General features: G+C 42.6%; 15 protein-coding genes and 1 riboswitch. Of the genes, 13 read left to right on the top strand and 2 right to left on the bottom strand.

The window, feature by feature from the left end:
- The first annotated feature begins 222 nt into the window (after positions 1-222).
- The 11 genes from ACMVDV_RS23040 (at position 223) to ung (ending at position 9,434) form a co-directional block, all read left to right on the top strand.
- Positions 223-651 carry an FKBP-type peptidyl-prolyl cis-trans isomerase gene (locus ACMVDV_RS23040; RefSeq protein WP_064666343.1) on the top strand — a complete coding sequence of 143 codons (429 nt, stop codon included), beginning with the start codon at positions 223-225 and terminating at the stop codon, positions 649-651.
- Between the two features lie 106 nt (positions 652-757).
- On the top strand, positions 758-1,372 hold the full coding sequence (locus tag ACMVDV_RS23035) for a histidine phosphatase family protein (protein WP_416159821.1): 615 nt from the start codon (positions 758-760) through the stop codon (positions 1,370-1,372).
- Between the two features lie 41 nt (positions 1,373-1,413).
- Positions 1,414-1,539: riboswitch (cobalamin riboswitch) on the top strand.
- 82 nt (positions 1,540-1,621) lie between these two features.
- Positions 1,622-2,455: an ABC transporter ATP-binding protein gene (locus ACMVDV_RS23030; RefSeq protein WP_416159820.1), complete on the top strand. Its 834-nt coding sequence runs from the start codon at positions 1,622-1,624 to the stop codon at positions 2,453-2,455.
- A complete protein-coding gene (locus ACMVDV_RS23025; RefSeq protein ID WP_416159819.1) occupies positions 2,445-3,440 on the top strand; it encodes a FecCD family ABC transporter permease in 996 nt (331 codons plus the stop codon). The genes ACMVDV_RS23030 and ACMVDV_RS23025 overlap by 11 nt, the downstream gene beginning before the upstream one ends.
- Before the next feature lie 4 nt (positions 3,441-3,444).
- Complete coding sequence (gene cobT / locus ACMVDV_RS23020; protein ID WP_416159818.1) at positions 3,445-4,509, top strand: nicotinate-nucleotide--dimethylbenzimidazole phosphoribosyltransferase; 1,065 nt, start codon at positions 3,445-3,447, stop codon at positions 4,507-4,509.
- Entirely contained in the window at positions 4,509-5,309 is an 801-nt protein-coding gene (locus ACMVDV_RS23015) for an adenosylcobinamide-GDP ribazoletransferase (RefSeq protein ID WP_416159817.1), read from the top strand. Before cobT ends, ACMVDV_RS23015 begins: the two co-directional genes overlap by 1 nt.
- Positions 5,306-5,833 carry a bifunctional adenosylcobinamide kinase/adenosylcobinamide-phosphate guanylyltransferase gene (cobU, locus tag ACMVDV_RS23010; RefSeq protein ID WP_304180638.1) on the top strand — a complete coding sequence of 176 codons (528 nt, stop codon included), beginning with the start codon at positions 5,306-5,308 and terminating at the stop codon, positions 5,831-5,833. The genes ACMVDV_RS23015 and cobU overlap by 4 nt, the downstream gene beginning before the upstream one ends.
- The gene (locus ACMVDV_RS23005) at positions 5,833-7,329 is read left to right on the top strand and encodes a cobyric acid synthase (RefSeq protein WP_416159823.1); all 1,497 of its coding nucleotides are present in this window, start codon (positions 5,833-5,835) and stop codon (positions 7,327-7,329) included. Before cobU ends, ACMVDV_RS23005 begins: the two co-directional genes overlap by 1 nt.
- Positions 7,319-7,918 (top strand): cob(I)yrinic acid a,c-diamide adenosyltransferase, encoded by a 600-nt coding sequence (gene cobO / locus ACMVDV_RS23000; protein ID WP_304180637.1) that lies wholly within the window; start codon positions 7,319-7,321, stop codon positions 7,916-7,918. Before ACMVDV_RS23005 ends, cobO begins: the two co-directional genes overlap by 11 nt.
- Positions 7,918-8,775: a cobalamin-binding protein gene (locus ACMVDV_RS22995; protein ID WP_416159816.1), complete on the top strand. Its 858-nt coding sequence runs from the start codon at positions 7,918-7,920 to the stop codon at positions 8,773-8,775. The genes cobO and ACMVDV_RS22995 overlap by 1 nt, the downstream gene beginning before the upstream one ends.
- Positions 8,772-9,434: a uracil-DNA glycosylase gene (gene ung / locus ACMVDV_RS22990; RefSeq protein ID WP_304180634.1), complete on the top strand. Its 663-nt coding sequence runs from the start codon at positions 8,772-8,774 to the stop codon at positions 9,432-9,434. Before ACMVDV_RS22995 ends, ung begins: the two co-directional genes overlap by 4 nt.
- Before the next feature lie 192 nt (positions 9,435-9,626).
- Here ung and ACMVDV_RS22985 read toward each other — a convergent pair whose 3' ends face one another.
- Complete coding sequence (locus tag ACMVDV_RS22985) at positions 9,627-9,815, bottom strand: DUF3545 family protein (RefSeq protein ID WP_304180632.1); 189 nt, start codon at positions 9,813-9,815, stop codon at positions 9,627-9,629.
- 189 nt (positions 9,816-10,004) lie between these two features.
- Complete coding sequence (gene tal / locus ACMVDV_RS22980; protein WP_304180630.1) at positions 10,005-10,955, bottom strand: transaldolase; 951 nt, start codon at positions 10,953-10,955, stop codon at positions 10,005-10,007.
- A 248-nt stretch (positions 10,956-11,203) separates the two neighbouring features.
- Here tal and yaaA point away from each other — a divergent pair, with 248 nt between their 5' ends.
- Complete coding sequence (gene yaaA / locus ACMVDV_RS22975; protein ID WP_304180628.1) at positions 11,204-11,983, top strand: peroxide stress protein YaaA; 780 nt, start codon at positions 11,204-11,206, stop codon at positions 11,981-11,983.
- Positions 11,984-12,219: 236 nt separating this feature from the next.
- Entirely contained in the window at positions 12,220-12,408 is a 189-nt protein-coding gene (locus ACMVDV_RS22970; RefSeq protein ID WP_304180626.1) for a DUF1289 domain-containing protein, read from the top strand.
- Positions 12,409-12,556 lie beyond the last annotated feature (148 nt).

Below are 12,556 nucleotides of genomic sequence, written 5' to 3'. Positions count from 1 at the left end.
AAAGTTAGCGAACGCTTGACATAGGGCGCGAAAAGTTTATTTTTGTAAAACTCGCAAACTCGCAAACTCGCAAACTCGCAAACTCGCAAACTCGCAAACTCGCAAACTCGCAAACTCGCAAACTCGCAAACTCGCAAACTCGCAACTCATTATAAGACTTGCGTTCAATATTCTATTTATGCGATAAACCATTTTATTTATAATACAAATAAGTGGATTCACGTGGGTCGTAAAAAAACAACCAAATCAAAAGGCTCTTCAGGGCTCAATCGTAAAAACAGTGAAAGTTTTATTGCTAAGTTTAGTGCTCACCCTGATACTCAACTATGTGATTCAGGTTTAATGTATAAAGTTATTGATGAAGTGTCAGGCGAACGGGTAACTGACCTAGATACAGTTGTTATCAATCAACGTATTATGCTTGCAGATGGAAGTGTGATTGCAGACAGTTATAAAGCAGGCATGCCTGAAGTGTTTGCATTAGCTGAGGCAATTGAAGGGTTACGACAAGGCATTCTACTTATGTCGGTAGGATCTCGTTATGAATTTGTTATTCCAGCTGAACTGGCCTGGGGCCGTAAAGGTAATGGTGGTAAAATTGGGGCTAATGCGGTGCTGCATTTTGATGTTCGTTTGATACGTTTAGCCTAATAATTACTTAATTAGATCTGTGATTGAGCGTTTTACTCATCGATTGATTATCAAGCGTTCAGGTTAATTACATCCCCGGATAATTACTACTCATGTAAAGGATATTATGAAACCATTCTCTAGCCGTGTTTATTTATTGCGCCATGGAGAGCTTGCCGAGCAGGGAGTGTTGGCTGGACATACCGACTTTGCTTTAAGCGATATTGGAATCGAGCAGCTAAATCGTACTTCTGCTGAGCTAACTGGTATTGAGCGTATTATTAGCTCTACCCTAAAACGCTGCAGCGTTTTCGCTACTGAGTTTGCAAATAGACAACAGATACCATTAATTCTGACGGATCAAATCAGAGAGTTTAACTTTGGTGAGTGGGATGGTCGTAAATATGAATTTTTATGGCAACAAACGCATAGCCCAAGTATTGGTGATTTTTGGCAAGACCCATGGCATGTAACTCCACCCAGTGGAGAGTCTATGGCTGATTTCCATGAACGTGTTGCGACATGGTGGCAAACCCTATTAGTTGATATTGCCAAAACCGAGACTCAAGCGCAGTTGGTGATCACTCATGCAGGGGTGATCAAACAGCTACTCGCTATAATTTGCCAGTTGCCTAAACAGTCTCAGCAGCAAGATGTATTTTCTATCGGCTATGGCAAACTGGTTTGTATTGATATTTTTATTGATGAAAATGCTGTCTCGTGGCCAAAAATTGTATTCTAATCATGCCTATTGTAGCCGTCTAGAAAGATATTCATTGAAATATTTACTCACCTGCCCATAATAGAGCCTTATGTATTTTGGAATGGGGTGAAAGTCCTCAACTGTACCCGCAACTGTAAGTCACATGAGTGATAAGTCAGATACAAAATACGTTAATTTGAATCAATGAGCGGGTTAACTCTTCTATTATCACCATGAAGTCATGGTTTGTAGTGCTGTGGGTTTGCTATCGCGAGAGAGAACAACACATTGCATACACCTGACGTAACTGCGCCTGCTTTACTTAAAGTCACCAACTTATTCTGGTCTGTAGCCAATACTGTTATTTTACAAGATATCGATTTTGCGATAAAAGCAGGGCAATTTATAGGTTTGCTTGGCCCTAATGGTGCTGGAAAATCAAGCTTGTTGCGTTGTCTATATCGTTATAGCAAACCACAAAGTGGTGAGGTGCAATTTGCTGGGCGTAATATTTGGCAATTGAGCGCAGATGATTATGCCAAGCAAGTTGCCGTTGTACTGCAAGAGACGCCTTCGCAATTTAATTTGTCAGTGTATGATGTTGTCAGCCTTGGCCTTACGCCACACAAAAGTTTATTTAGTGCTACCACTAAAGCAGATCAGCAAGTTATTTTACAAGCGATTGAGCAAGTGGGTTTAAGTCATCACTTAACACAAAATTTTGACTCACTTTCAGGGGGCGAAAAACAACGCGCATTAATTGCACGGTCAATTGTTCAAGGCCCTAAGTTATTAATAATGGATGAGCCAACCAGCCATTTAGATATCAAGTATCAAATCCAATTAATGGAACTGGCCAAGTCACTTAATCTGACCATTTTGGCGTCGTTTCATGATCTTAACCTCGCCGCAAGTATGTGTGATCAACTGTTGGTACTCAAACAAGGCCAGTTAGTAGCATCAGGCACTCCAGAGCAAGTGATCACAGAGAAAATGCTTAGCGACGTATTTGGTGTCTGCGCTGAAGTATCGCAGCATCCGCAAAGCCAGCAATTACAGAAAGCGATTCCGCGTATTACCTATTTTTATGGTTACCAAGCGGGAGTGAATAATGGCAAGTAAACACACTTTGGCAGTTATTGCGGCGCTGATAATAGCTGTTGTGAGTATTTTTGTGGCGTTGAGCTTTGGGGCTGCGCCGAGTAAGTTTATTGATGTATACCACAGTATTAGTGGCCAAGGACATGACTCGTTTATTGAGCGGATCATATGGCAATTACGCATGCCACGCACATTGCTCGCTTTTTTAGCCGGATCGGGTTTGGCGATTGCGGGGTTAATATTGCAAACCGTTACTCGTAATCCATTGGCCGACCCTTATTTATTTGGTATCTCTTCTGGCGCATCATTTGGGGTGGTTTGCTTTATTACTATCACTGGTGTGAGTGCTGGTATCAGCATGTCTGCTGCCGCCTTTGTTGGCAGCTTAGTTACTATGTTATTACTGGTTTTTATTGCCGGACGTACTGGGCGCGGGCAAGTTGAAACCATGCTCTTGGCAGGGGTCGCTTTATCCTTTTTATTTAGCGCGTTTACCAGTTTGCTGTTGTATTTTAGTGATCCACAAGCGATCACGGCTATTTTATTTTGGACGCTCGGTAGCTTTGCTCGCGCTCAGTGGGCAACGCTCTGGCTACCTGCTTTAGTGATTTTAAGTTGTACAGCTGTAATGATGGGCTTTCGCCGTCAGCTCAATGCCATGTTACTAGGTGATGAAAGTGCCGTGACACTCGGTATTCCAGTGCAACGGTTTCGACTGTTAATGCTGATACTCAGCTCATTGATCACTGCGGTGTTAGTGGCTATGTGCGGTGGGATTGGCTTTGTTGGGTTGATGATCCCGCATATTGTGCGCTTTTTTGTCTCTCAAGGTACGCCTAGTGGCTTAATGATGACTGCACTCGTTGGCGGCACATTTATGGTATGGGTCGATGTGTTATCGCGTATTTTGTTAGCGAATCAAGAGTTACCTATTGGGGTGATCACTTCTGCAATCGGCAGCGTGTTCTTTTTATCATTACTTTATTTTCGCAAGCGAGAGAGTTAGTCAGATGTTTAATATACCTACAGTCACCAATCAATATAGCAACTTAATTGCGGATAAAATTAATCATAAAACCAAACCCCTTGGTGCACTAGGGAAATTGGAGCAATGTGCCACACAATTGGTTACTTTATTCAGCCAAAACGTGGCTGACGAAGATGCTTTTAAAACATTCACTCCTAGTATCACTAAGCCTACTTTGTTGGTCTTTGCAGGGGATCATGGTGTGGCAGCACAAGGTGTATCGATAGCGCCAAGTGATGTAACCTCACAAATGGTTGCTAATTTTGTCAGCGGTGGTGCCGCTATTAATGTATTTTGCCAACAACTTGGCTGGCAATTAGAAGTGGTTGATTGTGGCATTTTGCATCCAGTCACAGCACCGAGTGTGCACGACTGCCGTTTAGGTAGCATCACTAAGCCATTAAATACTGAGATGGCGATGAGTACTATGCAGGTTCAGCAAGGTTTTGATAACGCAACACTGTTGCTGCAGCAGCTTAGCCATAATGGCTGTAATACCATTGCCTTTGGCGAAATGGGCATAGGTAACACCACCAGTGCTGCAGCACTTATGGCAGCCATGCTTAATTTACCGGCGCAGCAGTGTGTAGGCAAAGGTACTGGGGTGAGCGATGATATTGTAAAGCGCAAAATAACGGTAGTCGAGCAAGCTCTTAGATTACATAAATCACAACTTACTGATCCTATCACTTTGCTTGCTGCGTTAGGCGGTTTTGAAATTGTACATATTACCGGTGCTATGCTTGCTGCTGCTGAGCAGGGCATGGCTGTAGTCGTTGATGGTTTTATTTGTAGCGCCGCAGCTATGGTTGCTATCGCGATTAACCCAGCAGTGAAAGATTATTTAATTTTTGCGCATTGCTCAAACGAGCAAGGGCATCGACTGATGTTAGACACGCTAAATGTTACGCCACTGCTGCAACTTGATTTACGTTTAGGTGAAGGTACGGGCGCGGCGTTGAGTCTTCCGCTATTGCAAGCTGCACTTGGTTTTTATAATCAGATGGCCAGCTTTGCTGACGCCGGTGTTGAGCAGGTTGTTAGTTAATGCAGCCTAACCATGAGCAAAATACAGTAACGCAACGGCAGCTGCTGTTACTGGCAATCAGTTTTTTAACCCGGTTACCAGTGCCACTAAACTTTGTGGTAACGGGCGCTCATTTAAATCAAGCAAGCCGCTACTTTGCCTTGGTGGGGTTATTACTCGGCGGGTTGTTAGCACTGGCATATAGTGTTTTCCAGCTGCTGTTACCCCCCTCAATCAGCGTATTACTAATGATGGCTGTGGGGCTGTTATTAACGGGTGCCTTTCACGAAGATGGGTGGGCTGATGTATGGGATGGTTTTGGTGGCGGTTGGCAGGTAGAGCAAAAACTTGCCATTATGAAAGACAGCCGCCTTGGCACCTATGGCGCAGCGGCATTATTTATCATACTGCTAGTGAAATTTCAGAGCTTACTATTGCTAAGTGAGTCATTGTTAAGTGTGCTGAGTGCAATTGTGATTGGGCAATGCCTAAGCCGTGCCGTCGCGACCAGCTTAATATTCAGTATGGATTATGTAAGTGCGGATGCTAGCGCAAAAGTAAAACCGCTAGCGATGCATTTATCGGTCACCAGTTTGGCCACGTTACTTTTAACCGCCGCTACTTTGCTGGTTAGCCTGATTGCCGTTGGCGTATTGTTATGGCAAACCGCATTCATTCTTATCGCAGTATTACTGATCCTCAGAGTAATCATGATCCGCTGGTTTAAGCAGCAGTTAGCTGGCTACACTGGCGATTGTTTAGGTGCGGCGCAACAGCTCAGTGAAGTGATTATTTACCTTACCTTAGTGAGTCTATTATGAGCCTTAACCACACACTTATTTTAGGCGGCGCGCGCAGTGGTAAAAGCCGTTTTGCCGAGCAGTTAGCTCTAAACAGTAATAAAGCGGTTATTTACCTCGCCACAGGGCAAGCCCATGATAGTGAAATGCAAGCACGTATTGCCCATCATCAACAACAGCGTCCCACCGATTGGCCGTTGGTTGAAGAGCCAATAACATTAGCCGATGCGCTACAAACATACAGTACTAAAGACAACTGTATTTTAGTTGATTGCTTAACCTTGTGGCTAAGTAACTGTTTATGCCATGCCAGAGCTGACTGCTGGAATGAGCAAAAAGCAGCGCTGTTAACGGCCCTTGCACATTTACCTGGGCAGGTCATTTTTGTCAGTAATGAAGTGGGCCACGGTATTGTGCCACTGGGTGAATTAAGCCGTGAATTTGTCGATGAATCGGGTTGGCTACATCAAGCCATAGCCGCAAGCGCTGCAAGGGTTGAATTTATCATGGCAGGTCTTGCCTTAACATTAAAAGAGCAGTCATGATGAAAATATTAATGGTACAAGGTACCACTTCTGATGCAGGGAAAAGTACTTTAGTGGCAGCATTGTGCCGGGTATTTGTTGAGCAAGGCATTAAAGTTGCGCCATTCAAACCGCAAAATATGGCTTTAAATAGCGCTGTAACCGAAGATGGCGGCGAGATTGGTCGTGCGCAAGCATTACAAGCAATTGCCGCTAAAGTAGCGTCACGGGTTGATTTTAACCCTATTTTACTCAAACCAAACAGTGATACTGGCGCGCAAGTGATCATTCACGGCAAAGCAATTAGTAATATGGAAGCGCAGGCATATCACGATTATAAAAAAGTCGCGATGGATGCGGTGCTCGCCTCACAACAGCGTTTAAGCGAAGAGTTTGAACTGTTAGTGGTTGAAGGCGCAGGCAGCCCTGCTGAAATCAATCTGCGTGCTGGTGATATTGCTAATATGGGTTACGCCGAAGCGGTTGATTGCCCCGTGATCATTATTGCAGACATAGATAAAGGCGGTGTGTTTGCGCATTTGGTCGGTACTCTTGCATTGTTAAGCGAGTCAGAACAAGCACGAGTAAAAGGCTTTGTGATCAACCGTTTTCGTGGCGATATAGGTTTATTGCAAGGTGGCCTTGATTGGCTTGAAGAGTACACCGGTAAACCTGTATTAGGTGTATTACCTTATTTGCATGATCTTGCCCTAGATGCCGAAGATGCTGTCGCGATAGATAACCAAGTCAGCCAAGCGAAAATTAAAATAGCCATTTTATTGTTGCCACATATTAGTAATCATACTGATTTTGATGCACTGCGATTAAATCCACACATTGATACTAATTACGTACGCCATACCCAAGCAATTCCAGATGTTGATCTTATTATTATCCCTGGTAGCAAAAATGTGATCAGTGATTTGACCTTTTTAAACAATGAAGGCTGGGGCGAACAAATTAAACGCCACCTACGTTACGGCGGTAAACTACTCGGTATTTGTGGTGGCTTACAAATGTTGGGCACTGATATTTTTGACCCTGATGGAGTTGAATCCAAGCAAACTCAATGTAAAGGCTTAGGTTTTGCTGATTTTGTTACTCATCTCGGGCAGCAAAAAGTACTAACCCAAGCCGAGGGAGCGATCACTTTACAGGGCCAGCAAGCCAAAGTGAGCGGTTATGAAATTCATGCCGGTAGCAGCCAAGGCGCCGCATTGGAACAGCCATTTTTAAAATTTACGCAACATCCTAATAATGTTGCGCAAGACGGTTTTATATCAAAAGATAGCTGTATAGCAGGTACTTACTTACATGGCTTGTTTGATAGCAGTGCAGCCACGCAATTGATACTCGATTGGGTATTGCCAAATAGTGGTATTACGCAATTAATTGATATCGACACACATCGCGAACAGCAATTAACGCGCTTAGCGAACATGTGCAAAGAACATTTAGATTTAGACAAAATAACGCAAATTTACCAAACTTGGGAAGGAGTTAAGCATGAGCGATAAAAATAACGACAAACACCAACAACGCCAACAAAAAGTAAAAGATAAAGTGGATGAGCGCATTGCCGCGGCACAAACAGAGAAAGGCGTTTTTCAGGTGATCACCGGTAACGGCAAAGGTAAATCAACCTCAGGGTTTGGCACCGTAACACGTTGTGTAGGTCATGGCATGAAAGCTGCCGTGTGCCAGTTTATTAAAGGTACTTGGCCCTGTGGAGAGCGCAATGTATTGCAAGGCGCAGGGGTTGAATTTGTCATTATGAACACCGGTTTTACTTGGGAGACGCAAAATAAAGAATCAGATACCGCAGCAGCGCAAGCGACGTGGCAAGAAGCTAAACGTATGCTGGCTGACGAATCAATTAATTTAGTATTACTTGATGAAATTACTTATATGATCACCTACGGTTACATTGATTTAGAGGAAGCACTCGAAGTGATCGCTAATCGTCCGCCAATGCAATCTTTAATTATTACTGGTCGTGGTGCGCACCGCAAGTTAACTGACTTAGCAGATACCGTAAGTGAAGTACGCAATGTTAAGCACGCGTTTGACGCCGGTGTTAAAGCACAAATAGGGTTTGATTACTAATGGCTAGGTTTAGGTTTATACTCGTTTTATCGTTGGCTTTGTGCTGCTTTAAGCTCGTGGCTGAGCCTAATAAGCAGCAATTAAGGATCGTTGCCCTTGCCCCGCATATCGTTGAAAACCTGTATACCATAGGTGCGGGTGAGCAAATAGTTGGCACTGTTGAATATGCGGATTTTCCAGCTGCGGCAAATGATATTGTGCGCATTGGTGGTCATCAAGGTATTCAGCTGGAGAAGCTATTAGCACTTAAACCAGACTTAGTGTTAGCCTGGAAAACCGGCAGCAAAACTGAAGATTTAGCCCGTATCGAAGGCTTTGGTATTGAGGTTTTTTACAGTGATGCGAGCGACGTTAATAAAGTACCAACTGAATTGCGCCGTTTAGGGGCGCTCACAGGACGTGAGCAAGCGGCTGAGCAAGCTGCGATTAAATTTGAAAATAAAATTGCAGTCATTAAAGACAAATATAGTGATAAGAGCAACATCGCGGTGTTTTATCAATTGTGGCCAGAGCCGATGATGACGGTGGGGAAAAATACCTGGATCAATCAATTAATCGACATTTGCCAAGGGCGCAATGTATTTGCAAACAGCCGTACGGATTACCCACAGATCAGCATTGAGAATGTGGTGGTAGCAAAACCTGAGGTGATAATATTACCAGACGAAAAATCACAAAAGCCGCAAACTGTGATTGATTGGTCGTCATGGCCAGAAGTGCCAGCAGTAAAGCATAATCAATTTGTTCATGTTAATGCTGATTTATTACATCGTTTTACCACGCGAATGCTCGATGGTCTTGCTGATATGTGTATTAAAATGGATGCCTCACGCGCCGTAATTAAGGAGCCACAATGAGTAATTGGCAAGACTTTTTAAAAACCGAATGTGCAAAGCAATATATGCAAGATACGCTTGCTGTGGTTGCACAAAAACGCAGCCAAGGTATTGCTGTATACCCAGCACAATCGCATGTATTTAGCGCTTTTGATGCAACACCGCTGGATGAAATAAAAGTGGTGATGCTCGGGCAAGATCCTTACCACGGCGAAGGCCAAGCACATGGTTTATGTTTTTCAGTGTTGCCTGAACTGCGTAAACTGCCGCCATCATTAAAAAATATTTATAAAGAGCTGGCTACAGATATTGCAGGCTTTAGTATCCCTGAGCATGGTTACTTACAACGCTGGGCAGAGCAGGGCGTATTCTTACTCAATACAGTGCTGACTGTTGAGCAAGGCCAAGCACATTCACACAAGCACTTAGGTTGGGAGCAGTTTACTGATCAGGTGATTGCCCATATTAATCAACACTGTGAAGGTGTGGTGTTTATTTTATGGGGGGCGCACGCACAAAAGAAAGGTAAAGGTATTGATAGCTCAAGGCATTATGTTTTAAATGGCCCACACCCGTCGCCGCTGTCTGCACATCGTGGCTTTTTTGGTTGTCAGCACTTTTCCAAAACTAATCAGCTACTAACGCAGCAAGGTAAGAGTGCGATTGATTGGCAAGTTTAACAATTGTAGGCGGGGTTTATCCCGCGCAGATTGGAGGCTTTGTCGCGATGTAAAATCGCTTATATGCTACACAAATTGTAATTCAATGCATGTAGGTTAGCCTGCGCAAAATGTAGCTAATTTAACAAAAATAAAGCCCCTTACAGCTCAGTAAGGGCCCTTTAGTTGGTTAGTTGTACTGCGCTGTGTAAATTAAAAATCTAATTCATCAATCGCAATATTGTCTGCAAAAAAATCTAACTCCTGTAGTTCTTTACGTAAACGATGCTTATCTTTTAAAGCTTCTATTTCGCGCCATTTTCTCTTTTTATTTTTCTGAGAGGCCTTTCTTGTTGTATCAGGACCTTCTAATATTTCTAAAATATCGTCTAGGCTATCCATGAACTTCTCCTATTGATTTTTTGAACCTCGGAAATACCTATACCACAGGCCAAACTAAAATAGAATAAAAAAGTGAAGGTTATGTTACAGGTAAGTGATAAATTAATGAATAGGGATTATTTTTGGCATAAAAAAACGTCGTAAATACGACGTTTAGTCTTTTATTAATTAACGAGCCGATAAAAGCGGTTACATCGCTTTAAAGCGTGCTTCTAGTTGCTCTTGGGCATCTGCAAATGAGCGAATACCTTCAGCTAGTTTTTCAGTCGCCATGGCATCTTGATTATGTAACCAGCGGAACTGTGCTTCAGTTAATGGTGCTGGCTTTGGCTCTTTAGCAATATCACTTTCAAGTAAATATTCTTGTGCGCCTTCAAGGTTACCTAGCTCTTCTAAAAGGTTCGGGCTAATCGTTAGCTTGTCGCAACCAGTTAGTGCGATGATTTCACCGGTGTTACGGAAACTTGCGCCCATAACCACGGTTTTATAATCATGGCGCTTATAAAATTCAAAAATACTGCGTACTGATTGCACGCCTGGATCTTGTAATGGATCGGTTGGTTTTTCTAAGCCGTTAGCAACGTGCCAATCTAAAATACGGCCAACAAATGGTGAGATTAAAAATACATTCGCATCGGCGCAAGCACGGGCTTGGGCATCACTAAATAACAAGGTTAAGTTACACTTAGTGCCTTCTTTTTCTAGCTGCTCAGCGGCTTTAATCCCTTCCCATGTTGAAGCAACCTTGATTAAGATTTTGTCTTTGCTCACACCTTCTTTTTCATAAAGACTTAATAAAGTATGGGCTTTATTAATGGTCGCTTGAGTATCAAATGACAAGCGCGCATCAACCTCGGTAGAAATATAGCCAGGTACGATCTCACTGATCTCTTTACCTAGCAATACGGCAAAGTAATCACAGGCAAGTTCTAATTGTTTAGCAGCGTCTTGCTCGGTTTCTTTAGCATAACTCCACGCTTTATCTAAATACGGCTTATAGGCTGCGATTTCACTGGCTTTTAATAGTAGTGAAGGGTTAGTTGTTGCATCTTCTGGTTGGTGTTTTTTAATCGCTTCAATATCACCAGTGTCGGCCACGATAGATGAATGTTGTTTGAGCCTTTGTAGAGCTGAAGTCATTTGCTTTCCTCATTCCAAGCAAGTTAAAAGAAAATACTGTAACTACCTTATACTGCAACACTGTGACAGTGCTTTATAGGTCTTATGTCCGTATCAGTAAAGAACGAAGGCGCATTGCTTAATCTGCTATGCGAATAAGGTAGGTATCATACCAATCAATTCAAGCAGATTGATATAAACAAAACGTGCTTTTCGTTTCATTTAATGTTGAAATTGACATTAAATAATTTCCAAGTCAATAGCTAACTATGATCACTGTTATTTCACCTGCAAAAAATTTAGATTACGAGAGCCAAGCAAGTACCGATAAATTCACGCAACCTGAGTTACTTGAACACAGCGAAGAGTTAATGACAGTGTGTCGCGAATTAACGCCAGCACAAATTAGCAGTTTAATGAAAATTAGCGATAAGCTAGCAGGCCTTAATGCTGCGCGCTTTAGTGAATGGTCACAGCCGTTTACTAGCAACAACGCTAAACAAGCTGTGATGGCCTTTAATGGCGATGTATATGGTGGTTTAGATGCCAACAGCTTAACTGCTGGGCAGCTTGATTATGCACAAAGTCATTTACGTATTTTGTCAGGCCTTTATGGGTTATTAAAACCACTTGATTTAATGCAAGCGTATCGCTTAGAAATGGGCACTAAGCTTGATAATAGCCGTGGTAAAAACCTCTATGAGTTTTGGGGCACTATTATTGCAGACAAACTCAATACCGTACTTGCAGAGCAAGATAGTCAATATTTAGTAAATCTAGCATCAAACGAGTATTTTAAAGCGGTTGATAAAAAAGCCTTAAACGCGCAAATCATTACTCCGCACTTTAAAGACTGCAAAAACGGCCAATATAAAATTATTAGCTTTTACGCGAAAAAAGCTCGCGGCTTGATGGCTCGCTACATTATTGAGAATAAAGTTACCCAGTTAAGCGACTTAAAAAAGTTTACTGTTGATGGTTACTACTTCAGTAGCGAAGCGAGCCAAAAAGAGCTTGAACCGGTATTTTTGCGTGATGAGCAAAATTAGATTGCTAACTTTATTGTAACAATGTTCACAGCTCGAGATCTGCACAATCTGAAAGTGGCAAAGGGCTGAGCGAAATAAGCTCATAAGCGCGAGTTTTCCTCGCGCTTTAACTGTGCATTTCTTATCTAGCCGATGTACATTTTCACACTATTTGCAGCGTAATAATTGGTAATAACATTAGACACCAACTAAAACAGCAACTAGTTTTGAGTTAATCAGGTCGAAGGTTTGACGTTATGAGTAACAGCCACACTGAACAGCCCGAAAATCCATGTATTCGTCACTGCTGTTTAGATAATAATGATATATGTCTTGGTTGCTTTAGAACACTCGCTGACATTTTAGCGTGGCATAGTGCTACTTTAGAGCAAAAACAACAGATCCTTAATGAATGCCAAATTCGTAAAAACGCTCAGCATAAGTAATCGCGTTGTCACTTCAAATTTAGTTCGCAGGACTTACCTCAAATTCCAAGAGCAACCACTCTATAAACACCCTCACCACAGCACATCCCAAGCCGCGGCACAGAAAAATAGAGCATGTTAGCGATAGGCTCGCTTCATTGTATTTGCA

It is taken from the genome of Pseudoalteromonas sp. ASV78, assembly GCF_047806705.1.
GTDB classification, from domain to species: Bacteria; Pseudomonadota; Gammaproteobacteria; order Enterobacterales; family Alteromonadaceae; genus Pseudoalteromonas; species Pseudoalteromonas prydzensis_A.
Note: the sequence above shows the minus strand (reverse complement) of the source record. Positions and strands in the feature narration are given on the sequence as shown.

Bases quoted from the DNA above. Each gene is read 5' to 3' on its own strand.
- ACMVDV_RS23035 (WP_416159821.1), top strand. From the start codon at position 758: ATGAAACCATTCTCTAGCCGTGTTTATTTATTGCGCCATGGAGAGCTT.
- ACMVDV_RS23025 (WP_416159819.1), top strand. From the start codon at position 2,445: ATGGCAAGTAAACACACTTTGGCAGTTATTGCGGCGCTGATAATAGCT.
- cobT (WP_416159818.1), top strand. From the start codon at position 3,445: ATGTTTAATATACCTACAGTCACCAATCAATATAGCAACTTAATTGCG.
- ACMVDV_RS23015 (WP_416159817.1), top strand. From the start codon at position 4,509: ATGCAGCCTAACCATGAGCAAAATACAGTAACGCAACGGCAGCTGCTG.
- cobU (WP_304180638.1), top strand. From the start codon at position 5,306: ATGAGCCTTAACCACACACTTATTTTAGGCGGCGCGCGCAGTGGTAAA.
- ACMVDV_RS23005 (WP_416159823.1), top strand. From the start codon at position 5,833: ATGAAAATATTAATGGTACAAGGTACCACTTCTGATGCAGGGAAAAGT.
- cobO (WP_304180637.1), top strand. From the start codon at position 7,319: ATGAGCGATAAAAATAACGACAAACACCAACAACGCCAACAAAAAGTA.
- ACMVDV_RS22995 (WP_416159816.1), top strand. From the start codon at position 7,918: ATGGCTAGGTTTAGGTTTATACTCGTTTTATCGTTGGCTTTGTGCTGC.
- ung (WP_304180634.1), top strand. From the start codon at position 8,772: ATGAGTAATTGGCAAGACTTTTTAAAAACCGAATGTGCAAAGCAATAT.
- ACMVDV_RS22985 (WP_304180632.1), bottom strand. From the start codon at position 9,815: ATGGATAGCCTAGACGATATTTTAGAAATATTAGAAGGTCCTGATACA.
- tal (WP_304180630.1), bottom strand. From the start codon at position 10,955: ATGACTTCAGCTCTACAAAGGCTCAAACAACATTCATCTATCGTGGCC.
- yaaA (WP_304180628.1), top strand. From the start codon at position 11,204: ATGATCACTGTTATTTCACCTGCAAAAAATTTAGATTACGAGAGCCAA.
- ACMVDV_RS22970 (WP_304180626.1), top strand. From the start codon at position 12,220: ATGAGTAACAGCCACACTGAACAGCCCGAAAATCCATGTATTCGTCAC.